A 22,861-nucleotide genomic window follows, 5' to 3' on the forward strand; every position below is an offset into this window, starting at 1 on the left:
CCCCAATCTCCCTTGGCGATCCCCGCCGGGGGCGAAGCCCCCCGGACTCCCCGTTCGGAAGTCGAGTCCGCGCGGTGCAACCTGTGAAGCCGAAGAACGAAGAGAGGTCCAGGAGGGCCTCGCCCTCCTGGTGGATGGGTGCAGGGAAGGCAACGCCTTCCCTGCCGGGGGCCGGGGCAGCGCCCCGGTGCGTCAGTCCAGCGTCTCGCCCACCGCCGCCAGCAGGCGCAGCGTCACCTCGCTGCGGCCGAGCGCGTAGAGCACCGCGTCGATCGGCGGGCTCTGGGTGCTGCCGGTCAGCGCCGCGCGCAGCGGCTGCGCCACGGCGCCGAGCTTCAGCCCCTTCACCTCGGCGTAGTCGCGCAGCCAGTGGTCGAGGTCCGACTGCTCCCAGGGCGCGTTGCCGAGGAAGTCCACGAGGTCGCGCAGCATCGCCTTGGCCTCGGGCGTCAGCAGCGCCTGCGCCTTGGCCTCCAGCGGCGGGGCGCCGTCGGTCACGGCGAAGGCGGCCGAGCCGGCCAGCTCCTCCAGCGTCCTGGCGCGCTCCTTCAGCGCGGGCATCAGCAGCTTCACGCGCTCGGCGGTGTCGGTGCCGAACAGCAGGCCGCGCTTCGCGAGGCGCTCCATCACCTCGGCCAGCAGGCGGTCGTTGTCCGCCTGGCGGAGATAGATGCCGTTGAGGTGGGTCAGCTTGGCGTAGTCCATGCGGCTGGCGGCGCGGCCGACATCCTTGAGGTCGAAGAGCTGGATGGCGCGCTCGCGCGGGACCACCTCCTCGTCGCCATGGCCCCAGCCGAGGCGCAGCAGGTAGTTGCACAGCGCCTCGGGCAGGAAGCCCTGCTCGCGGAACTCCAGCACCGAGACGGCGCCGTGGCGCTTGGAGAGCTTGGCGCCGTCCGCGCCGTGGATCAGCGGGATGTGCGCGAAGGCCGGCCGCTCCCAGCCCATCGCCTCGTAGACCATGATCTGGCGGAAGGTGTTGGTCAGGTGGTCGTCGCCGCGGATGACGTGGGTGATGCCCATGTCGTGGTCGTCCACCACCACGGCGTGCAGGTAGGTGGGCGTGCCGTCCGAGCGCAGGATGATCATGTCGTCCAGCTCGGAATTCCTCACCCGCACCTCGCCCTGCACGAGGTCGTGCACCACCGTCTCGCCGTCACGCGGGGCCTTGATGCGGATGGAGGGCTTCACGCCGGCCGGGGCCTCGGACGGGTCGCGGTCGCGCCAGCGGCCGTCGTAGCGCGGCGGGCGGCCTTCCTTCGCGGCCTGCTCGCGCATCGCCGCCAGCTCCTCGGCCGTGCAGTAGTCGCGGTAGGCGAGGCCCTTGGCCAGCAACTCCTCGGCCACCTCGACATGGCGCGCCTCGCGCGTGCTCTGGAAGACCGGCGGCTGGTCGGCGTCGAGGCCGAGCCAGGCGAGGCCGTCGAGGATGACCCGGGTCGCCTCCTCGGTGGAGCGGGCGCGGTCGGTGTCCTCGATGCGCAGGAGGAATTCGCCGCCGTGGTGCCGGCTGAACAGGTAGTTGAACAGCGCCGTCCGGGCGCCGCCGATGTGCAGCAGGCCGGTGGGGGACGGGGCGAAGCGCGTGCGGACCGACATCTTCCTCGTACCGGCCGCGGCCCGCCTTCTCGACGCGGGCGGCGGCTTCCAGGGCGCGACCGGCGGTGAGGGCCGGTCGCGCGGGCGACGAACGCTGGCGCGGACCCGGGGCGTGGCGGATCGCGCCGCCTGATGCGGCGCGAGGCACGGGGGCCGTTCCAGGCCCGGGGCGTGACCCGGGCAATGGTGAGGCTGCCGCTTCTACCATGCCGCCGACCCCGTGTAGAGTGCGCGGAAAGGTTGAGGTTCATGCCGCGCGACACCAACCAGGAGGAGAATTGGCTGGAGCCCGGCGCGCTTCCGGGCAAGGGGGACGCGGCCGCGCGCGGCCGTCTCCAGCGGGCGCTCGGCGCGCTGGAGGCAAGGCTGCTGGCCGAGCGCGGCCGGCTGCCGCTCTGGCTGCCGGTGGCGCTCGGCGGCGGCATCCTCCTCTACTTCGCGCTGCGCTTCGAGCCGTCCGCCGGGTGGCGGTGGGCGGCGCCGGCGCTGCTGGCGCTGGCCTGGCTGGCGGGGCGGCGGCATCCGCATCTCGGCTGGGCGATCGGGCTGCCGGCGGCGGCCGCGCTGGGCATCGCGGTGGCCTCCTGGCACACGGCACGCCAGCCGCCGCCGCTGGAGCCGCCGCGCGGCGCGGCGGTGGTGATGGGCACGGTGCAGTCGGTGGACCTGCTGCCGGAGGGGCGGCGGGTGACGCTGTTTCCCGTTCGCTTCGGGCCGGAAGCAGCGCCGGCGGCGCGGCCGGTGCGGCTGCGGCTGCGCGCGGGCGATCCGGCGCGGCCGGAGCCGGGCGACCTCGTGCGGGTGCGTGCCCTGGTGCGGCCGCCCTCGCCGCCGGCGCAGCCCGGCGCCTGGGACTTCCAGCGCGCCGCCTACTTCGCCGGCCCCGGCGCCAGCGGCTTCGCCATCGGGCCGGCGGCGGTGGAACCGGGCGATCAGGGGCCGCCGCTGCTGGCCGGGCTGCGCGGCGCCATCGAGGCGCGGGTGGGCAGGGCGCTGCCGGGGGCGGCGGGGGCGGTCTCGGCGGCGCTGCTGACGGGCGGGGTGAGCGCGATCCCGGCCGCCGACCTGGCGGCGATGCGGGATTCCGGGCTGGCGCACCTGCTTTCGGTCTCCGGGCTGCACATCGCCATCGTGATGGGCGTGGCCTTCGCCACGGCGCGGCTGCCGCTCTCTCTCTGGCCCTGGCTCTCGCTGCGCGTGCCGGGCAAGGCGGCGGCGGGGGTGGCGGCGCTGGCGGCGGGGGCGTTCTACCTGCTGCTGACCGGCGCGCAGGTGCCGATGCAGCGCTCCTTCGCGACGGCCGCGCTGGCGACGCTGGCCATCCTCTCGGGGCGGCGGGCGCTGGGGCTGCGCTCGCTGGCGGTGGCGGCGGCGGCGGTGATGCTGCTGCAGCCGGCGCAGATCCTCGGCCCGTCCTTCCAGATGAGCTTCGCGGCGGTGCTGGCGCTGATCGTCGGGCTGGAGGCGCTGCGGCCGGCCATGGCCCGGCTGCGCGGCGAGGGCGGCTGGTGGCGGCGGGGGCTGGTGGCGGTGGCGGGGCTGGTCGCGACCTCGGTGCTGGCGACCATCGCCACCACGCCCTTCGGGCTGCACCATTTCGGCCGGCTGCAATGGTACGGCGTGGCGGCGAACGCCGTGGCGGTGCCGCTGACCTCGGTGCTGGTGATGCCGGCCGGGATGCTGGCCGCGGCGCTGATGCCGCTCGGGCTGGAGGGCTGGCCGCTCTGGGCGATGGGCCGGGGCGTCGAGGGCGTGCTGCTGGTGGCGCGCTGGGTGGCGTCCTGGCCGGGGGCGGCGACCATGGCGCCGCCGCTGCCGGCGGGCGGGCTGGCGCTGCTGGCCCTGGGCGCGCTGTGGCTGTGCCTGTGGCGGACGGGCTGGCGCTGGTGGGGGCTGGCCGGCGTCGCGGCGGGGCTGGCGATGATGGTGACGGCGCGGCCGCCCGACATCCTGGTGAGCGGCGATGCGCGTCTGATCGCGGTGCGGACCGGGGAGGGCGTGTTCGTGCAGCGCCAGCCCGGCGCCTCGGCGCTGGTGCGCGAGACCTGGCTGCGCGGCTGGACCGAGGCGGCGGCGAGCCCGATGCCGCGCGACAGCGCCGTGGATGGCGGGCGGCTCGCCTGCGTGCCGAACCTCTGCACGCTGCGCCGGGACGGGGCGGTGGTGGCGCTACTGCTGCGCGGGGCGCCGGCCGGCGAGGCGTGCGGCCGGGCGCCGCTGCTGCTCTCGCCCGAGCCGCTGCGCGGGCATTGCCGGGCGGGGCCGGGGGGAAGCGTGGTGATCGACCGCTTCACCGTCTGGCGCGAGGGGGCGCAGGCGGTGTGGCTGGCGGCGGACGGGCCGCGCGTGCTGTCCGACCGCGCCTTCCGGGGGCAGCGGCCCTGGGTGCCGCCGGTGCCGCGCCCGCGCGCCTCCGGCGAGCCGATGGCGGAGACGGAGTGAACCCGCCCCGCACGGGGCCCGGCCAGCGAGGGGCGGGATCGCGCCCAGGATCGCATCCAGGATCGCACCCAGGTTCACGCGCGGGGCGCCGCCCGGGGGACGAAGGGCGGCCGTGCCGAAACGGGAAGCGAGGCCATGCCGGTCCGCATCCCTGCGGACCGGCGGGCGGATCAGTACTTGCGGACCAGCCCGATCAGCCGGCCCTGCACCTTGACCCGGTCGGGGCCGAAGATGCGGGTCTCGTAGCGCGGGTTGGCCGCTTCGAGGGCGATCGAGTTGCCCTTGCGGCGCAGGCGCTTCAGCGTCACCTCGTTCTCGTCCACCAGCGCCACCACGATGGCGCCGTTGTCGGCGGTGTCGCCGCGCCGGATGATGACCGTGTCGCCGTCGAGGATGCCGACGCCCTCCATGGAGTCGCCGGCGACCTCCAGCGCGTAGTGGTCGCCCTGGCCGAGCATCGCGGCCGGGACCTCGACCGAGTTGCCGGAATCGCGCAGCGCCTCGATCGGCTGGCCGGCGGCGATGCGGCCGTAGAGCGGCAGGTGGACCGCCGCCGCCGCGTTGGCCGAACGCTGCACCCCGGCGAGCTGCGGCGCGAAATTGCCGCGGATGACGTTGGGCGAGAAGTTCGGTGCGCCGGGAAGGGCGGGCGGCACGGCCTCGGCGGCCGGCGGCGCGGCCTGGGGGAGCAGGGGCGACGCGGCGCCGGCCACGGCACCGCCCCCCGGGCCGGCACGGCGCGGCAGCATCTCCGGCAGCCGGATCACCTCCAGCGCCCGGGCGCGGTGCGCGCGCCGGCGCAGGAAGCCGCGCTCCTCCAGCGCCATGATCAGGCGGTGGATCCCGGACTTCGACTTCAGGCTCAGTGCCTCCTTCATTTCCTCGAAGGAGGGCGAGAACCCGGTGTCGCGCAGGTGCCGGTCGATGAACATCAGCAGCTCGTGCTGCTTGCGCGTCAGCATCAGTGTCTCCGCCCCTCATGCGCCATCCGGGGGCCGGCGCGATGGACCGTTCCAGCGCGAGGCCCGTTCCGGCACCGGCCGGCGGCGTTCCGCCGCGCGGTGCGTCGGGTCCGTCGGCGTGGCCCGGAACAAATGGGCAACCCAGTCTCGTGTTCTACGAAGGTTCCCATGGGACGTCAAGGATTCGTCATGCGCCCGTCCGCATGGCGGGCCGGTATCAGATGCCGAGACGCTCCAGCAGGATCACCTCGATCGGCGCGCCGGCCGGCACCGCCGGGGCGTGGGCGGGGCGGACGATCAGCGCCTCGGCACGGGCGAGGGTGGCCATCATGGAGCTGTCCTGGGTCGGGAAGGGCGTCGCCACCAGGCGGCCCGACGCATCCCGCCCGGTCCGCGCCCGCAGGTGGTCGAGGCGCCGGTCGTTGGCGGCGAGGTCGGTGCCGGCCAGGGCGATGTCGAGCGGCGGCGGCCCGGCGGGCAGGCCGGCGAGTCGGGCCAGCGCCGGCAGCAGGAACAGCACGGCGCAGACCATGGTGGAGACCGGGTTGCCGGGCAGGCCGAGCACCGGCGTGTCGCCGAGCCGGCCCCAGATCAGCGGCTTGCCCGGCCGCATGGCGATCTTCCAGAAGTCGAGCGCGAAGCCGTGCGGGCCGAGGGCCGCCTGGATCAGGTCGTGGTCGCCGACGCTGGCACCGCCGGTGGTGAGCAGCAGGTCGCAGTGGCGCGCCGCCATGGCGGCGGCGGCGATGGCGTGCGTGTCGTCGGGGGCGATCGGCAGCAGCAGCGGGTCGCCGCCGGCGGCGCGGACCACGGCCGACAGGGCGTGGCTGTTGGAGGAGACGATGCCGCCGGTCGGCAGCGGCTCGCCGGGCAGGAAGATCTCGTCGCCGGTGGCCAGGATGCCGATGCGCGGCTGGCGGTGCACGGTGAGCCAGGGGTGGTTGGCGGCGGCGGCCAGCCCGACGTCGCGCGCGGTGAGCCGGCGGCCCGGCTCCAGCAGCGTCTCGCCGGTGGCGAAGTCGAGCCCGGCGCGGCGGACGTGGCGGCCGGGGCGGGCCGGCTCGCGGATCAGCACGCTGTCCTCGCCCTCGGCGGTCGTGTCCTCCTGGATCACGACGGCGTCGGCGCCGGCGGGCACGAAGGCGCCGGTGAACAGGCGCACCGCCTCGCCGGGGCCGATCCGGCCGGCGAAGGGATGGCCGGCCGGCGCCGTGCCGACCACGCGCAGCCTCGCCCCGGCCACGGCGTCGGCGGCGCGCACGGCGTAGCCGTCCATCGCCGAGACGTCCTGCGGCGGCTGCCTCAGCCGGGCGACCACCGGCCGGGCCAGGACGCGGCCCCAGGCGGCGGGGAGCGGCACCACCTCCTCGGCGGTTGGCGACAGCGCGCGCAGGATGCGTTCCCGCGCCTCCTCGACCGGGATCATCAGGAAGCCTCGTAGGGGCCCGACTTGCCGCCGGACTTGTGGGTCAGCCGCACCGCCTCGATCCGCATGCCGCGGTCGATCGCCTTGCACATGTCGTAGACGGTGAGGGCGGCGACGGTGACCGCCGTCAGCGCCTCCATCTCGACGCCGGTGCGGCCGACCAGGGTGGCGGTGGCCGAGAGCAGCAGGCGGTCGGGCGGGCCCGGCTCCAGCTCGACGGTGACGGCGCTGAGGGCCAGCGGGTGGCAGAGCGGGATCAGCTCGCCGGTGCGCTTGGCCGCCATGATGCCGGCGAGGCGCGCGACGCCGAGCACGTCGCCCTTGCCGACCGCGCCCTCGCGGATGCGGTCGAGCGTGGCGGGCGCCATCACCACCGCGCCGCGGGCCGTGGCGCTGCGCCGCGTCTCGGCCTTGGCGGAGACGTCCACCATGGCGGCGCGGCCCTCGGCGTCGAAGTGGGTGAGGCGGCCGGCCTGCTCCCCGCCGGCCTGCTCCCCTGAATCGTCCGGGGCGGGCACGCGCTCAGCCGGCCTCCACCAGCGCGCGGGCGGCGCTGGTCACGTCGGTCTGGCGCAGCAGGTGCTCGCCCACCAGCAGGCAGCGGGCGCCGGCGGCGGACATGCGGCGCACGTCGTCGGGCGTGCGGACGCCGCTCTCGGCCACCGGGATGCGGTCGGCCGGCACGTGCGGCACCAGCGCCTCGGCGGTGGCGAGGTCGGTGCGCAGCGTGCGCAGGTCGCGGTTGTTGATGCCGATCAGCCGGGTCTGGAGGCCGAAGGCGCGCTGCAGCTCGCGCTCGTCGTGCGCCTCGGCCAGCACCGCCATGTCGAGCGAGCGGGCGACCTCCTCCAGCTCCTGCGCCATCGCGTCGGTCAGCGCCGCCATGATGAGCAGGACGCAGTCGGCGCCCATGGCGCGGGATTCGAAGACCTGCCAGGGGTGGACGCAGAAGTCCTTGCGCAGCACGGGCAGGGCGCAGGCGGCGCGCGCCTCCTTCAGGTGCTCGGGCGCGCCGCCGAACCAGCGGGAGTCGGTGAGCACCGAGAGGCAGGCGGCGCCGGCCGTCTCGTAGGCGCGGGCGAGGCCGGCCGGCTCGTAGGGATCGCGTATCCTGCCGCCCGAGGGCGAGGACTGCTTCATCTCGGCGATCAGGCCGATGCGGTCCTCGGCCAGGGCGTGGCAGAGCGCGCCGGTGAAGTCGCGCGTCGGGCCGGCGCCGCGGGCGCGGCGCTCGATCTCGGCGAGCGGGGTGGCGGCGCTGCGCTCGCGCACCTCCTCGTACTTGTCGGCGAGGATGCGCTGGAGCGTGTCCGGCAGGTCCTGCGGGATGTGCAGGGCCGGGGAAGAGGCCGGGAAGGAGGCCGGCGCGGCGCCGGGGGCTTCGTCGGGCGGGGTGTCGGAGGCGGGGCCGGCGGGGTGGCCGGGGGTGTTCCCAAGGGTGTTCATGGTGAGGGTGTCGTTCACGAGGACAGCTCCCTGAGCCGGCCGAGCACCGCCAGGGCGGCGCCGGAATCGATGGAGCGCGCGGCCTGTTCGGCCCCGTCGCGCAGGTCGCGGGCGGCACCCGCGACGACGAGGGCGGCGGCGGCGTTCAGCACGACCACGTCACGGTATGCGCCCGGATGTCCCTCAAGCAACGCGACGAGGGCCGCCGCGTTCGCCGCCGGCTCGCCGCCGCGCACCGCCTCGGGGGGGGCGCGGCGCAGCCCGGCCTCCTCCGGCGTCACGGTGAACTCGCGCAGCGCGCCGCGGTGCCATTCGGCGACCTGGGAGGGGCCGGCGAGGGTCAGCTCGTCGAAGCCCTGGCCGTGCACCACCCAGGCGCGCTCGCTGCCGAGGCGGCCGAGCGTCTCGGCGACGGGGCGGACCCATTCGGGGGCGAAGACGCCGGTGAGCTGGCGGCGGACATTGGCCGGGCTGGCGAGCGGGCCGAGCAGGTTGAAGATGGTGCGCGTGCCGAGCTCGACGCGCGGGCCGGCGGCGTGGCGCAGCGCGGCGTGGTGGCGCGGCGCCATCAGGAACACCATCCCGGCCTCGCGCAGCACCTCGGGCAGGCGCTCCAGCGGCAGGTCGATGTCGATGCCCAGCGCCTGGATGGCGTCCGCCGCGCCGGAGCGGGAGGAGAGGTTGCGGTTGCCGTGCTTGGCGACCGGCACGCCGCAGCCGGCCACCACGAAGGCGGTGGCGGTGGAGATGTTGAGCGTGCCGGCGTTGTCGCCGCCGGTGCCGACGATGTCGATCGCCTCCGCCGGCGCCTCGATCGCGGCCATGCGGGCGCGCATGGCGCGGACGGCGCCGGTCATCTCCGCCACCGTCTCGCCGCGCACGCGCATCGCCATGACGAGGCCGGCGATCTGCGCCGGGGTGGCCTCGCCGGCCATGATGATGCCGAAGGCGGCCTCGGCCTCGGCCTCGCTCAGCGTCTCGCCGGCGGCGAGGCGCGCCAGCACCGGCCTGAGCGGGATCACGCCGCCTTTTCCAGCGTCTTCGCGGTGGCCGGGCCGGCGGGAGGGCTGGTGGGCGGGTTGGCGGGCCTGTTGGCGGGCAGGCCGGCCAGGGCGAGGAAGTTGCGCAGGATGTCGTGGCCGCCCTCGGAGGCGATGCTCTCGGGGTGGAACTGCACGCCCCAGACCGGGAGGGTGCGGTGGGCGAGGCCCATGATCAGGCCGTTCCCGTCGCCGCTCCCGGCCGCGTCGTCGGTCCAGGCGGTCGCTTCCAGGCAGTCGGGCAGCGAGTCGCGGGCGACGACCAGCGAGTGGTAGCGGGTGGCGTGGAACGGGTCGGGCAGGCCGCCGAAGATGTCGCTGCCGCGGTGGCGGATCTCCCAGACCTTGCCGTGGACCGGCTCCGGCGCGCGCACCACCTGGCCGCCGAAGGCCTGGCCGATCGCCTGGTGGCCGAGGCAGACGCCGAGCAGGGGCACCCGGCCGGCGGCGGCGCGGATCAGGTCGAGGCAGATGCCGGCCTCGTTCGGCGTGCAGGGGCCGGGGGAGAGGACGATGGCCGCCGGGTTCAGCGCCAGCGCCTCCCCGGCGGTCAGGGAGTCGTTGCGCCGGACTTCGACCTCGGCGCCAAGGTCGCCCAGGAAGTGATAGAGATTGAACGTGAAGCTGTCGTAGTTGTCGATCAGGAGTATCATGCGGCCGGATCCTCGGCTCGGTGCCCGGCGACCTGTCCGGGAGATGCCCGGGAAGGTGCCGGAGTTGGGTCAAACATGCCGGCGGCGAGCCGGCAAGGGGGCCCGCCCGACAGGCCGGCCGGGCATCCTAGCGCCTCCGTGCCGGGGGCGCATCGCATGACGCCGTCATGTCCCATGCGAAAGGCGCGGCGGCGGCGGGCTTGCCGCCGCATCGTTGCATACCGCGACGCGGCATGCGGGGCCGTGCCGGCGGCGGGCACCGATCCCCGGGCGGTGCCGGCCCGCGCGAGCCGGGACTCCTGCGGGCCGGAATCAGGCCCGCGTGCCCTCGTAGCTCCAGGTGCACATCCCGCCGCCCCGGTTGCCGGTGAAGCCGTGCGCCTGGATCCGGGCGTCGAGCCGGCCGTTCGCGATGCGGCCGGTCATGACGCCGGCATTGTTCTCGAGCGTGCCGGCGACGGTGCCGTCGGCGGCCACGGTGCCGTTCGCGCGCGTCGGGCCGAAGGGCATGGCGAAGCGGCCGCCGGCGATCCGGATGCGGAAATCGCCGGACTGGCGGCCGCGGCACTGTGCGCCGAGCAGGGTGAAGGTGCCGTGCCAGGCGCCGTCGAAGCTGCCCGACGGGGCGGCGGCAACGGGCGCGGCCGGCTCCGGTGCGGTTGCCTCGGCCGGGCCTGCGCCGGGGGCCTGTGCGCAGGCGGCGAGGCCGGCGAGGGCCAGGAGGGCCGGAAGGAAGGCGGGCCTGCGTGTTCCGGAAGACATGGACGTTTCCCGTTCTGCCCGGCGGGAAACATTCCAGCGCCGTTCCGTTACGCTTCGCGAGATGGTTCCGTGGCGCGGGACGGCGTCCCGCCGGGTGGCGCGTGGTCGCTGCAACCGTCGCGCGCCGAGAGGTAGAGGCCGCGCCGGGCGCAGAGCCCGTCCGCCTCGCGCACCGAGGCCCAGCCGGAACTCATCGCGGCGAGGCCCGGGAAGGCGGCCTCGACCGCGGCGGCGCCGGCCTCGAAGTGGCGGCAGGCGGCGCAGCGGCGCCCCGGGGAGTAGGCGGGGGCGGCCGCGCCGCCGGCGCGCCGGAAGGCGATCGCGGCGAGGGCGCGCCGCAGGGCGGAGGCGCCGGGGCGCCCCTCCGCCGCCGCGCCGGACGGGCCGGCGGCGCTCATCGCGCCAGCGACTCCCAGTGCGACGCGAAGACGATCACCGAGAGCACGAAGCCGATGACGAGGTTCACCGCGACGCCGGCGGTGAAGGCCAGGAAGGGCTTCCCGCCGGCCGGGGCGAGGTCGCGGAAGCGGGTGGTCAGGCCGATCGAGAGGAAGGAGAAGGTGAAGGCCCAGGCGCGCAGGGTGGAGAGCGGCGCCACCAGGGCGGGCTTCACGATCCGGTCGTACTCGGCCATGGAGAGGCCGCGCACGGCCAGGGTGACGAGCACCGAGGCGACCAGGAAGCCCACCACGAATTTCGGGAAGCGCCACCAGACCTGCCCCAGATCGGCGCGGCCGCCGGTCTCGGCCGCCTCCCAGCGGGTGACGGCGATCAGCGAGAGCACGAAGGCCCAGATGCCGATCCAGACGTCGCGGCCGACCACCTTGACCAGCGTGTAGGACCAGACCGCCTGGTCGGCGTCGCCGGCGATGCCGGTGGCCGGCCCGACCAGCCCGGCATAGGCCTGCGCCGCCGCGAAGCCGGCCGCGTCGGCGAATTCCGAGGTGCCGATCCAGGCGCCGGCGACGCCGGCCGGGAGCTGCAGCCAGCGCGCGGCGAGCGGCAGGGCGAAGATCATCACGATGGCCCAGAGCACCACCAGGGTGATGGCGATGGGCGGGTGCTCCTTGCGCGCGCGCACCGCGCCGGCGATGGCGATGGCGGCCGAGACGCCGCACACCGCGCCGCCGGCGCCGAGCGTCGCGCAGAGGCGCCGGTCGAGGCCGAGGCGGCGGCCGACCAGGAAGATGGTGAGGAAGGTGGCGACCGAGACGATCGAGGCCTGCAGGATGGCGATCGGCCCGGCCCAGAGGATCAGCGTGAAGGGCAGGGTGGCGCCGAGCAGGACGATGCCGGTCTTGATGTAGAATTCGGTGCGGAAGCCGGCCTCCAGGCGGCGCGGCAGGCCGGTGGTGTTGGCGACCACGAGGCCGAGCAGCAGCGCCAGCAGCGGCGGCTCGATGTTGTAGCGCTGCGCCTCGGACCAGGCGCCGGCGGCGAAGATGGCGACCGCGGCGAGGTAGAGCAGGGTGAAGGAGAGGGCGAAGTCCCGCGCCCGGTGGCCGAGCGTCGCGGCGCCGGCGGTGAGGACGACGAGGAACAGCGCGTACTGCGCGAGGTAGCGCGGCGCCGCGGCGGCGAGGTGGGCGGCGAGCTGGTCCGGGCTGCTCCAGCGCGGCGGGGCGACGGCGATCCAGGCGGGGAGGGAGGAGCCGTCGCGGAACAGGGCGTAGGCGGCGAGCACGAGGCCGAGGCCGATCCAGACGGCCCACCAGTCCTCCTTGCGCCACAGCTCCTGCCAGCCGGCGGCGGCCGGGGCGGGGCGGTCGAGGGCGGAATCGGTCGCGCTCATGGTATGGGCACGCTCATGACGGGGAAACCTTCGGAAGCACAGCCGAGGCGGACGGCATCGGGATAATGCCCGTCCGTTGTCGTTCATTTCCTATAATCACGATCCGCATCGGTTCCGTCCCGCTTCCGCGGCATGGCCGGCATGCGGCGGGCGTCGGCGGGGCGCCGGGGCTGGTGGCCCGGGCGGTTGGCCGGGCGTGCCGCCGCACGCGGTCGCGATCCGGCTCTCGCTATCGCGACGGAGCCGAATCGGTGCAGGATCGTTGCGCCGGGGCGGCAGCGAGGTGCGCATGCTGGATTCCGCCCAAGCCCCACAAGGCAGCCCCCCGGGAGGCCCGCAGGACGGGCCCCACGACGATCCCGGCGCGCATGCCGGCGCGGCACGGCCGGTCGCGGCGGTGGCGCTGGCGGCGCTCGGCATCGTCTACGGCGACATCGGCACCAGCCCGCTCTACGCGCTGCGCGAGGCGGCCCGGGCGGCGTCCGGCGGCGGCGGGGCATTGTCGCACGACGCGATCCTCGGCGTGCTGTCGGTGATCTTCTGGTCGGTGATCATCGTCGTGTCGCTGAAGTACGCGGTGCTCATCATGCGGGCCGACAACCGCGGCGAGGGCGGCATCGTCGCCATGCTGGCGCTGCTCGGGGCGCGCGACGCGAAGCCCGGCACCTGGCGCGGGATGCTGCTGGTGCTCGGGCTGGTGGGGGCGGCGCTGCTCTACGGCGACGGGGTGATCACGCCCGCCATCTCGGTGCTCAGCGCCATCGAGGGGCTGAAGCTAGACGCGCCGCAACTCGCCCCGGCGGTGGTGCCGATCACGCTGGCGATCCTGCTCGGCCTGTTCCTGGTGCAGCGGCAGGGGACGGCGGTGATCGGCGCGGTGTTCGGGCCGATCATGCTGGTCTGGTTCGCGCTGATCGGGGTGCTGGGGCTGGCCGAGATCGCGCGCGTGCCCTCGGTGCTGGCGGCGCTGAACCCGTACCATGCGGTGGACTACCTGCTGCATGCCGGGCCGGGGATCGGCTTCGCGGTGCTGGGGGCGGCCTTCCTGGCGGTGACGGGCGGCGAGGCGATGTATGCCGACATGGGGCATTTCGGCCGCCGCGCGATCCGGCTCGGCTGGTTCTGCGTGGCGCTGCCGGGGCTGGTGCTGAACTACTTCGGCCAGGGCGCGCTGCTGCTGAGCGAGCCGGAGGCGATCGAGCACCCGTTCTTCCACCTGGCGCCGGACTGGCTGCACTACCCGCTGGTGGCCTTCGCGACGGCGGCGACCATCATCGCCAGCCAGGCGATCATCTCGGGCGCCTTCTCGCTGACTCAGCAGGCGATCCAGCTCGGCTTCCTGCCGCGCATGCGCATCGTGCAGACGGCGAGCCACGAGCGCGGGCAGATCTACGTGCCGCTGGTGAACTGGCTGCTGGCGCTGGCGACGCTCGGCGCCGTTCTGGTGTTCGAGACCTCGGACGCGCTGGCCGGGGCCTACGGCATCGCCGTCTCGGCGCTGATGGCGATCACCACCATCCTGGCCGCGCTGATCGCGCTGAAATGGGGCTACAGCCCGTGGCTGGTGGTGGCGGTGAACGGGGCCTTCCTGTGCCTCGACCTGATCTTCTTCGCGGCGAACGCGGTGAAGCTGTTCGAGGGGGGCTGGTTCCCGCTGCTGATCGCCTTCGTCGTCGCCTTCACCATGCTGACCTGGCGCAAGGGGGCGATGCTGCTGGAGGCGGCGCGCGCCCGGCTGCGCCAGCCCGAGGCGGAATTCCTGAGGATGCTGGCGGAGCGGCCGCCCTACCGCATCCCCGGCACGGCGGCCTTCCTGACCTCGGGCCTCGCCGGGGTGCCGATCTCGCTGACCCATCACCTGAAGCACAACCGGGTGCTGCACGAATGCGTGCTGCTGGTCTGCGTCGTCACCACCGAGGCGCCGCGCGTGCCGGCGGAGAAGCGGCTGAAGGTGGAGACGCTGTCGAACGGCGTGTTCCGGGTGGTGCTGCGCTTCGGCTTCATGGAGAGCCCGGACGTGCCCTGCGCCCTGGCGCCCGCGCTCGGGCGGCCGCCGCTGGAGCGGGTCGATCCGGCCGACGTGACCTACTACCTGCGGCGGGAGACGGTGATGCCGACCGACCGCATCCCGGGGATGATGGTCTGGCGCGAGAACCTGTTCGCCGCCATGCACCTCAACGCCAACCGCTCGGCGGCGTATTTCTGCCTGCCGGTGGCGCAGGTGGTGGAGGTGGGGCTGGAGGTGGAGATCTGACAGCCTGTTCGAGAGGCCTGCGGCGGAGGGCTGGCGAGGGATTTTTCGTGCCGGGCAGGAAGGGACGCCGGCGCGAGGCGGGGCAGCGTGCCAAGTCCCTGACGCGCCCGGCGCGGAAAAGACCCGCCAGGCCGACCCGCAGGCTTCTCGAACAGGCTGTGAGGCCGGCCCGCGCAGGCCAGGACCCGCGCGGGCCGGTTCGAACAGGCGCCGAGGCCGGGCGGCGTCGGCGATCCCGGATCGGATGGCGGCAGGCTCAGCGCCGGCCGGCGGCGAAGCGGACGGCCTCCTCGGCGGCGCGGAACAGGGCGCGGGCCTTGGCCTGGCACTCCTCGTGCTCGGCCTCGGGGTCGGAATCGGCGACGATGCCGGCGCCGGCCTGCACGTACATGGTGCCGTCCTTCACCAGCGCGGTGCGCAGCGCGATGCAGGTGTCCATGCCGCCGTCGCAGCCGAAGTAGCCGACGCCGCCGGCGTAGAGGCCGCGCCGCGAGGGCTCCAGCTCCTCGATGATCTCCATCGCCCGCACCTTGGGCGCGCCGGAGAGGGTGCCGGCGGGGAAGCCGGCGGCCAGCGCGTCCACGGCGGTGAGGCCGGGGCGCAGCCGGCCCTCGACCTCGGAGCTGATGTGCATGACCTGCGAGTAGCGCTCGATCTGGAACTGCGCCGGGACGCGCACCGTGCCGATCTCGGCGACGCGGCCGACATCGTTGCGGCCGAGGTCGATCAGCATCAGGTGCTCGGCGCGCTCCTTGGGGTCGGCGAGCAGCTCCCGCTCCAGCGCCAGGTCCTCGGCCGGGGTGGCGCCGCGGCGGCGGGTGCCGGCCAGCGGCCGGACGGTGACGGTGCGGTCGCGCAGGCGCACCAGGATCTCGGGGCTGGCGCCCACCGCCGCGAAGCCGCCGAAGTCGAAGAAGAACAGGAAGGGGGCCGGGTTCAGCCGGCGCAGCGCGCGGTAGAGGGCGAGCGGCGGCAGGGCGAAGGGGGCCGAGAAGCGCTGGCTCGGCACCACCTGGAACACGTCGCCGGCGCGGATGTACTCCTTGGCGCGCTCCACCCAGGCGAGGAATTCCTCGCGCGTGACGTTGGCGGCCGGGGCGGGCTGCGGCGGCAGGCGCACGGGGGGCGCGGGGCGGGGCAGGGGGCGGTCGAGCGCCGCCTCGGCCTCGTCGAGCCGTGCCTGCGCCGCCTCCCAGGCGAGGCGCGGATCGGCGCCGGGTTCCGGCCAGACGGGGGCGCAGAGGGTCAGCGCGTCGCGCACGTGGTCGAACACGGCGACCAGGGTGGGGCGGACCAGCACCGCGTCGGGGATGCCGAGCACGTCCGGCTTGTCCTGCGGCAGTCGCTCGACGAGGCGGGCCATGTCGTAGCCGAGGTAGCCGAACAGCCCGGCCGCGATCGGCGGCAGGCCGGGGGGCAGCGGCATCTGGATCGCGGCGATGGCGCGGCGCAGGCTGTCGAGCGCGTTGCCCGGCTCCGGCTCGAAGGCGTGCGGGGCGGTGAGCGCGTGGCGGTTCAGCTCGGCCACGCCGTCGCGGCAGCGCCAGATCAGGTCGGGGGCGAGGCCGATCGCGGAGTAGCGGCCGCGCGACTGGCCGCCCTCGATGCTTTCCAGCAGGAAGGAGTTGACCCCGCCGCCGAGCCGCAGGAAGGCGCCGACCGGCGTCTCCAGGTCGGCGACGCGCTCGCGGAAGAGGATCTGGCCGCGCCCGGCCTCGAAGCCGGCGCGGAACTCGGCGAAGCCGGGCGTTTCCATCGCGTTGCTCGTCCTGTCTCTCAGTTCGCGGGGCCGGCGAGGCTGTCCAGCAGGCGCTGGTTCACCCGCACCTCGGCCCGCCGCCGCAGCGCCGCGGCGTACTGCGTCTCCAGGTCGTCGGCCATGGCCTGCTCCACCTCGCCGCGCAGCCGGCCGAGGGCGAGGGGGTCCGAGGCGGGGTCGAAGCGCTCGATCGTGGCGAGCTGCGCCACCGCGAAGCCGGCGCGGGTCTCGACCATGGTGGGGTCGCCCACCTTGGCCTCGAAGAGCGGCGCCAGCAGCTCGGGCGGCGGCTGCGGCTGGCTGGCCGGGGCCTGCGGGTCCGGCTGGCGGCCGAACGGGCCGAGCCGGTCGGCGCGCAGCCCGGCCTCGCGCGCCGCCTCGGGCAGCGGCCTGCCGCCGCGCACCGCGCCGAGCAGCGCGGCGGCGCGCTCCTCCTGCGACCGGCGGCGGGCATCGGCGAGCCAGGCGCGGCGCACCTGGTCCTCGATCTCGGCGAAGGGCCGCAGCGCCGCCGGGGTGACCTGCCTGACCTCCACGCCGACGAAGCCGTCCGGCGTCTCGGTGAATTGCGGGGCGGCGCCCTGGCCGGCCGCGAAGATGGCGCGCAGCGTCGCCTCGCGCTGCGGCTGCGGCACCGGCAGGGTGACGGCCGCGCCGGCGGCGTCGCGGCCGGTGGCGTCGGTGGTGACGGTGGCGGTGGCGAGGCCGAAGCGCCGGGCCACCTCCTCCAGCGTGGCGCCGCCGGCCAGCGCGTCCTCGATCTCGTTGGCGCGGCGGTAGGAGAGGTCGATGGCGCGCTCGGCCTGCAGGTCGCGGCGGATCTCGTCGCGCACCGCCTCGAGCGGGCGGGAGGCGGGGGGCTCGATCTTCGCGACGCGCAGGACGTGCCAGCCGAAGGGGCTCTGCACCGGGTCGGTGACGCCGCCCTCGGGGGCGGCGAAGGCGGCGTCGGCGAGGGCGGGGACGGGCAGGCCGTCGCGGTCCAGCGCGCCGAGGTGCAGGGCGGTGCCGCCGGCTTCCGCGGCCTGCCGCTCGATCGCCGCGAAGTCGGCGCCGCCGCGCCAGGCGGCGGCGATGGCGCGCGCCTTCTCCTCGCTGTCCACCAGCGCCTGGTCGATCTGGCGGCGCTCGCCGGACTCGAACTCGCCGCGCCGGCGCTCGTAGGCGGCGGCGATGTCGGCGTCGGGGACCTGCACCTCGGCGGCGACGGAGTCGGGCGTCAGCGCCGCGACCACGGCCTGGCGGTACTCCGGGGCGGAGAAGCGCTCGGGGTTGTTCTCGTGGAAGCGGCGCAGCGCCGCCTCGTCGGGAGGGGGGGGCTCGGGCGCGTCGAGCAGGGCCAGCTCCACCACGTCGGCGGAGCGCCGCTCGCGCGCCCAGGCGAGCAGCGGGTGGGTCAGCGCGTCGGGCCCGATGCCGCCGGAGCGGACGCCGCCGAGGAGCTGCTGGCGGGCGATGTCGGCGCGCACGAGGGTGATGAACTGCGCCTCGGTCAGGTCGTACTGCCGCAGCGCCGCCTCCAGGATGGCGCGGCTGAAGCGGCCGTCCGAGCCCTGCAGGCCGGGCATGGCGAAGACCGCGTCGCGCACCGCCGATTCCGGCACCACGATGCCGAGCCGCCTCGCCTCCGCCAGCAGCGAGCGCTGGGCGATGAGCTGCTCCAGCGCCTGGGTGGCGATGGCGCGGCGCACCGCCGGGTCGTCCTGGAAGCGGGGGCCGAGCTGGGCGGCGATGCGCCGCATCTCGCGCCGCGTCGCGGCCTGCGCCTCCTCCAGCGGGATCGGCTCGCCGCCGACCCGCGCCAGCGCGTCGTCGCCCTGGAACAGCGAGCGCACCATGTCCGACCCGATCCCCCAGAGGGCGAAGGAGGCGATCAGGACCGCGAACAGGGCGGTGGCGATCCAGGATTTCGCGAGGCGGCGGAAGAGCGAGAGCATGCGCGGTGCTTAGCCGCGTGGCGGGCGCAACGGAAGTGGGACGCGGCGGGAGCGGGGGCGCGGGGCGGCGCGGCGCCCCGGCGGCGGCCCGGGGAAGGCGGGGCGGGAGGCAGACCGGGGAGGCAGACCGGGGGAGGCGGCCCAGGGGAAGCGGCCCAGGGGAGGCGGCCCGCGGCTGGTCGGGCAGGGCGCGGCCCTTCGTCCCCGTTGTGGTCGGACAACGCCGGCCGCCGCCTTAAGTCCTGTCGGAAGTCCCTGGGGGCGTGCCGGCCGCCGGCGATTGCCAAAGCCTGCCGGGGCGGATAACCGGCGGACAGCCAAGGAGATTGCCATGACCCCCGGGGTTCGACCGCTCATCGCCGGCAACTGGAAGATGCACGGGCTGCGCGCCGACGCGCTGCCGCTGGCGCGCGAGGTGGCCGGGGGAGCGGCGGGGCTGGCGGCCGAGCTGCTGGTCTGCCCGCCCTTCACCCTGGTCGCCGCCGTGGCCGAGGCGCTGGCCGGCACCGCGGTGGCGGTGGGCGGGCAGGACTGCCACGCGGCGGCCAGGGGGGCGCACACGGGCGACGTCGCGGCGCCGATGCTGCGCGACGCGGGGGCCACCTACGTGATCCTCGGCCACTCCGAGCGCCGCCAGGCCTATGGCGAGGGCGGGGCGGGGCTGCGGGCGAAGGTGGAGGCGGCGATCGCGGCGGGGCTCACGCCGATCCTCTGCGTCGGCGAGAGCGAGTCGCAGCGCCTGGCGGGCGAGGCCGAGGCGGTGGTCTCGGCGCAGCTCGCCGAGGCGCTGCCGGAAGGCTTCGCGGCGGCGGGCGGCGTGGTGGCCTACGAGCCGGTCTGGGCGATCGGCACCGGGCGGACGCCGACCGAGGCGGACATCGCCGCGATCCACGGCGCGATGCGGGCGCAGCTCGTGCGGGACTTCCCGGCGGGCGGCCCCCAGGGGGGAGGGACCACGCGGCTGCTCTACGGCGGCTCGGTGAAGCCGGGCAACGCGGCGGCGATCCTGGCGCTGCCGGACGTGGACGGGGCGCTGGTGGGCGGCGCCAGCCTGGTGGCGGCGGACTTCCTGGCGATCGCCCGCGCGGCGGGGTGAGAGGGCCGGAGTGAGACGGGCGGAGTGAGACGGGCGGAGTGAGACGGGCGGGGCCGGCCGGGCGGCGGAGCGGGGCGGCGGAGCGGGGCGGCGCGCCCACAGGTCGCGCCGTCGGGTTCACGCCGCCGGGTTACGCTCCTGGGCGATGGCCGCCGCTCGCGCGGCGCGGAGGCGGCGAGCGGCCGCACTTGAGGCGGACGGGCAACGCCGCTAGACAGCGCGCGCCCAAGGAACCGACATGTCCACCGTCCTGCTCGTCATCCACCTCTTCGTCACCCTGGCCCTGATCGGCGTCGTCCTGCTCCAGCGCAGCGAGGGCGGCGGCCTCGGCATCGGCAGCTCGCAGGGCATGGGCGCGTTCATGTCCGGCCGCGGCACCGCCAACCTGCTGACGCGAACGACCGCGATCCTCGCGACCATCTTCATGGTGCTGTCGCTGACCCTGGCGCTGATGCACCGCACGCCGAACCAGGGCCGCTCGATCTTCGACAACCCGCCGCCGGCCGCGCCCGCTGCGCCCGCGCCTGCCGGCACGGCGCCCGCCGCGCCGGGCGCCGGGGCGCCTGGTGGAGCGTCGGGCGCGGGGGCGCCCGGCGACGCGCCGGGCGGGGCCGCGCCAGGCACGGCGCCGGCGGCGCCCGCCGCGCCGGCGGCTCCGGCCGCGCCCGCCGCGCCTTCCGTGCCGACCAACTGATACCGGGCCGTGGAAGCTGCGGCTTCCGCGCGTCGGCCGGCGATCCTTGCCGGCCCGCGCGGAGGCGGGCCGAGGTGAGGGCTGGCCGGACCCATGGACGGGCCGGGAAGGCGTTGCCTGCCCGGCCTTTTTCATGCCCGCCGATTACCCGCCCACCGGTCGCCCGCCTGCCGGCCGCCTGCCCGTCGATCGCCTGCCTCACTCTCGACTGCCTGCCGGTCGCCTGTCTGCCGGTCGCCTGTCTGCCGATTGCCTGCCTGCCGGTCGCCTGCCTGCGGGACGGGGGCGGGGATTCGGCGCGCCGTGCGCAAGATGCCGTGCGGTGGCCGGCGCGCGGGGCTGATGCGCGGCCGATCAGGGTTCCCGCCCGTCTCCGCGAACGATACAAGGGACGCCCATGACGCGGTTCGTATTCATCACCGGCGGCGTGGTCTCCTCCCTCGGCAAGGGTCTCGCCTCCGCCGCCCTCGGGGCGCTGCTGCAGGCGCGCGGCTACAAGGTCCGCCTGCGCAAGCTCGATCCCTACCTCAACGTCGATCCCGGCACGATGTCGCCGTACCAGCACGGCGAGGTCTACGTCACCGACGACGGCGCCGAGACCGACCTCGACCTCGGCCACTACGAGCGGTTCACCGGCGTGCACGCGACGCGCGCCGACAACTGGACGACGGGCCGCATCTATTCCGAGGTGATCGCCAAGGAGCGGCGCGGCGACTACCTCGGCGGCACGGTGCAGGTGATCCCGCACATCACCGACGCCATCAAGGACGCGATCGCGGCCGAGACGGACGGGCTCGACTTCGTGCTGGTCGAGATCGGCGGCACGGTGGGCGACATCGAGAGCCTGCCCTTCCTGGAGGCCATCCGGCAGTTCGCCAACGAGGTGGGGCCGCAGCGCGCCTGCTTCATGCACCTGACGCTGGTGCCCTACATCCCCTCCGCCGGCGAGCTGAAGACCAAGCCGACGCAGCACAGCGTGAAGGAGCTGCTGGGCCTCGGCATCCAGCCCGACATCCTGCTCTGCCGCTGCGACCGGCCGATCCCGGAGAACGAGCGGCGCAAGATCGCGCTGTTCTGCAACGTCAGGCCCGAGAGCGTGATCCCGGCGCTCGACGTCTCCAACATCTACGCCGTGCCGCTCTCCTACCACGAGGAGGGGCTCGACCGGGAGGTGCTGCGCCACTTCGGCATGTCGGTGTACGGCGAGCCGGACATGAAGCGCTGGCGGCGCATCGTCCATTCGGTGGACCAGCCCGAGGGCGAGGTGACGATCGCCGTGGTCGGCAAGTACACGGGGCTGCTCGACGCCTACAAGTCGCTGGCCGAGGCGCTGACCCATGGCGGCATCGCCCACAACGTCCGGGTGAGGCTCGACTGGGTGGACAGCCAGATCTTCGAGAGCCCGGACAGCGTGCAGCGCCTGGAGGGCGTCAACGGCATCCTGGTGCCGGGCGGCTTCGGCGAGCGCGGCTCGGCGGGCAAGATCGCGGCGGTGCGCTTCGCGCGCGAGCGCAAGGTGCCCTTCCTCGGGATCTGCTTCGGCATGCAGATGGCGGTGATCGAGGCGGCGCGGAACCTGGTCGGGCTGGAGCGCGCCTCCTCGACGGAGTTCGGGCCGACCGAGGAGCCGGTGGTCGGGCTGCTGACCGAGTGGGCGCGCGGCAACCAGCTCGAGCGGCGGGCCGAGGGCGGCGACCTCGGCGGCACGATGCGGCTCGGCGCCTATCCGGCGGCGCTCGCCGAGGACAGCCTGGTGCGCAAGGTCTATGGCGGCGCCGCGCAGATCCAGGAGCGGCACCGGCACCGCTACGAGGTGAACATCGGCTACCGCGACCGGCTGGAGCAGGCGGGGCTGCGCTTCTCCGGCCTCTCGCCGGACGGGGTGCTGCCGGAGATCGTCGAGTATCCCGACCATCCCTGGTTCATCGGCGTGCAGTTCCACCCGGAGCTGAAGTCCAAGCCCTTCGCGCCGCACCCGCTCTTCTCGGGCTTCATCGGCGCGGCCGTGGGCAAGGCGCGGCTGGTATGAGCGGCGCGTCGGCGCCGCCCGCCGTGCCGCGGCGCGAGGTCCGCATCGGGCGGGGGGCCGCCTTGGTGGCGGTGGGCAACCACCTGCCGCTGGCCTTCATCTCCGGCCCCTGCCAGATCGAGAGCCGCGCCCACGCGCTGGAGACGGCGCAGGCGCTGCGCGAGATGGCGGCGGCGGCCGGGGTGCCGGTGATCTACAAGTCCTCCTTCGACAAGGCCAACCGAACCAGCGCCACGGCGGCGCGCGGCATCGGGATGGCCGAGGGGCTGGCGATCCTGGCCGAGGTGCGCGAGGCGACCGGGCTGCCGGTGCTGACCGACGTGCACGCGGCCGAGCAGTGCGCGCCGGCGGCCGAGGCGGTGGACTGCCTGCAGATCCCGGCCTTCCTGTGCCGGCAGACCGACCTGCTGCTGGCGGCCGGGGCGACCGGCCGGCCGGTGAACGTGAAGAAGGGGCAGTTCCTGGCGCCCTGGGACATGCGCAACGTGGCGGCCAAGATCGCCTCGACCGGCAACGAGGGCGTGCTGCTCTGCGAGCGCGGCGCGAGCTTCGGCTACAACACGCTGGTCTCCGACATGCGGGCGCTGCCGATCATGGCCGCGACCGGCTACCCGGTGGTGTTCGACGCGACGCATTCGGTGCAGCAGCCGGGCGGGCAGGGGACGAGCAGCGGCGGGCAGCGTGAATTCGCCCCCGTGCTGGCGCGCGCCGCCGTGGCGGTCGGCGTCGCGGCGGTGTTCGTCGAGACGCACCAGGATCCGGACCACGCGCCCTCCGACGGGCCGAACATGATCCCGCTGCGGGAGATGCCGGCGCTGATCGCGCGGCTGAAGGCGTTCGACGCGCTGGCCAAGGGCCTGCCCGGGGAATCGCCGGGCGGGTGAGCGCCGGGGCGCCGCGCCGCCCCACCCCGGGCGCGGCCGGCGCCGGTCGCGGCGACGCCGGCGGTGGCCCGGCGGGCGATCCCCGC

The 22,861-nt window shown here is 75.3% G+C and carries 18 protein-coding genes; 6 read left to right on the top strand and 12 right to left on the bottom strand.

Annotated elements, in window-relative coordinates; all coding sequences use genetic code 11:
- Positions 1-192: 192 nt before the first annotated feature.
- Positions 193-1,599, bottom strand: a complete 1,407-nt coding sequence (gene gltX / locus M0638_RS03920) for a glutamate--tRNA ligase (RefSeq protein ID WP_248665653.1) — start codon at positions 1,597-1,599, stop codon at positions 193-195.
- A 249-nt stretch (positions 1,600-1,848) separates the two neighbouring features.
- Here gltX and M0638_RS03925 point away from each other — a divergent pair, with 249 nt between their 5' ends.
- The gene (locus M0638_RS03925) at positions 1,849-4,041 is read left to right on the top strand and encodes a ComEC/Rec2 family competence protein (protein WP_248665654.1); all 2,193 of its coding nucleotides are present in this window, start codon (positions 1,849-1,851) and stop codon (positions 4,039-4,041) included.
- Between the two features lie 170 nt (positions 4,042-4,211).
- Here M0638_RS03925 and lexA read toward each other — a convergent pair whose 3' ends face one another.
- The 9 genes from lexA to M0638_RS03970 form a co-directional block, all read right to left on the bottom strand.
- Positions 4,212-5,003: a transcriptional repressor LexA gene (gene lexA / locus M0638_RS03930; RefSeq protein WP_248665655.1), complete on the bottom strand. Its 792-nt coding sequence runs from the start codon at positions 5,001-5,003 to the stop codon at positions 4,212-4,214.
- A gap of 217 nt (positions 5,004-5,220) precedes the next feature.
- Positions 5,221-6,429, bottom strand: coding sequence for a molybdopterin molybdotransferase MoeA (locus M0638_RS03935; protein ID WP_248665656.1), 1,209 nt, complete (start codon positions 6,427-6,429; stop codon positions 5,221-5,223).
- A complete protein-coding gene (gene moaC / locus M0638_RS03940) occupies positions 6,429-6,947 on the bottom strand; it encodes a cyclic pyranopterin monophosphate synthase MoaC (RefSeq protein WP_345892986.1) in 519 nt (172 codons plus the stop codon). Before moaC ends, M0638_RS03935 begins: the two co-directional genes overlap by 1 nt.
- Before the next feature lie 4 nt (positions 6,948-6,951).
- Positions 6,952-7,893, bottom strand: coding sequence for an indole-3-glycerol phosphate synthase TrpC (gene trpC, locus M0638_RS03945; RefSeq protein ID WP_248665657.1), 942 nt, complete (start codon positions 7,891-7,893; stop codon positions 6,952-6,954).
- On the bottom strand, positions 7,890-8,897 hold the full coding sequence (gene trpD, locus M0638_RS03950) for an anthranilate phosphoribosyltransferase (RefSeq protein WP_248665658.1): 1,008 nt from the start codon (positions 8,895-8,897) through the stop codon (positions 7,890-7,892). The genes trpC and trpD overlap by 4 nt, the downstream gene beginning before the upstream one ends.
- A complete protein-coding gene (locus tag M0638_RS03955) occupies positions 8,894-9,568 on the bottom strand; it encodes an anthranilate synthase component II (protein WP_248665659.1) in 675 nt (224 codons plus the stop codon). The genes trpD and M0638_RS03955 overlap by 4 nt, the downstream gene beginning before the upstream one ends.
- Before the next feature lie 312 nt (positions 9,569-9,880).
- The gene (locus M0638_RS03960; RefSeq protein ID WP_248665660.1) at positions 9,881-10,330 is read right to left on the bottom strand and encodes a hypothetical protein; all 450 of its coding nucleotides are present in this window, start codon (positions 10,328-10,330) and stop codon (positions 9,881-9,883) included.
- Positions 10,331-10,377: 47 nt separating this feature from the next.
- Positions 10,378-10,728, bottom strand: coding sequence for a hypothetical protein (locus tag M0638_RS03965; protein WP_248665661.1), 351 nt, complete (start codon positions 10,726-10,728; stop codon positions 10,378-10,380).
- Positions 10,725-12,122 (bottom strand): YeiH family protein, encoded by a 1,398-nt coding sequence (locus tag M0638_RS03970; RefSeq protein WP_248665662.1) that lies wholly within the window; start codon positions 12,120-12,122, stop codon positions 10,725-10,727. Before M0638_RS03970 ends, M0638_RS03965 begins: the two co-directional genes overlap by 4 nt.
- Positions 12,123-12,411: 289 nt before the next feature.
- On the opposite strand from M0638_RS03970, the gene M0638_RS03975 reads away from it, so the two are divergent.
- The gene (locus M0638_RS03975; protein WP_248665663.1) at positions 12,412-14,376 is read left to right on the top strand and encodes a potassium transporter Kup; all 1,965 of its coding nucleotides are present in this window, start codon (positions 12,412-12,414) and stop codon (positions 14,374-14,376) included.
- Between the two features lie 256 nt (positions 14,377-14,632).
- Here the strand turns inward: M0638_RS03975 and trpE are convergent, their stop codons facing one another.
- Both trpE and M0638_RS03985 read right to left on the bottom strand, forming a co-directional pair.
- Positions 14,633-16,132 carry an anthranilate synthase component I gene (trpE, locus tag M0638_RS03980; RefSeq protein WP_248665664.1) on the bottom strand — a complete coding sequence of 500 codons (1,500 nt, stop codon included), beginning with the start codon at positions 16,130-16,132 and terminating at the stop codon, positions 14,633-14,635.
- A gap of 20 nt (positions 16,133-16,152) precedes the next feature.
- The gene (locus M0638_RS03985) at positions 16,153-18,072 is read right to left on the bottom strand and encodes a peptidylprolyl isomerase (RefSeq protein ID WP_248665665.1); all 1,920 of its coding nucleotides are present in this window, start codon (positions 18,070-18,072) and stop codon (positions 16,153-16,155) included.
- A gap of 331 nt (positions 18,073-18,403) precedes the next feature.
- Here M0638_RS03985 and tpiA point away from each other — a divergent pair, with 331 nt between their 5' ends.
- The 4 genes from tpiA (at position 18,404) to kdsA (ending at position 22,775) form a co-directional block, all read left to right on the top strand.
- Positions 18,404-19,168 (top strand): triose-phosphate isomerase, encoded by a 765-nt coding sequence (gene tpiA, locus M0638_RS03990; protein WP_248665666.1) that lies wholly within the window; start codon positions 18,404-18,406, stop codon positions 19,166-19,168.
- Positions 19,169-19,406: 238 nt separating this feature from the next.
- Entirely contained in the window at positions 19,407-19,862 is a 456-nt protein-coding gene (gene secG, locus M0638_RS03995) for a preprotein translocase subunit SecG (protein ID WP_248665667.1), read from the top strand.
- A 397-nt stretch (positions 19,863-20,259) separates the two neighbouring features.
- Positions 20,260-21,891 carry a CTP synthase gene (locus M0638_RS04000; protein WP_248665668.1) on the top strand — a complete coding sequence of 544 codons (1,632 nt, stop codon included), beginning with the start codon at positions 20,260-20,262 and terminating at the stop codon, positions 21,889-21,891.
- Positions 21,888-22,775: a 3-deoxy-8-phosphooctulonate synthase gene (kdsA, locus tag M0638_RS04005; RefSeq protein ID WP_248665669.1), complete on the top strand. Its 888-nt coding sequence runs from the start codon at positions 21,888-21,890 to the stop codon at positions 22,773-22,775. The genes M0638_RS04000 and kdsA overlap by 4 nt, the downstream gene beginning before the upstream one ends.
- Positions 22,776-22,861 lie beyond the last annotated feature (86 nt).

Source organism: Roseomonas acroporae (genome assembly GCF_023223525.1).
GTDB lineage: Bacteria > Pseudomonadota > Alphaproteobacteria > Acetobacterales > Acetobacteraceae > Roseomonas_E > Roseomonas_E acroporae.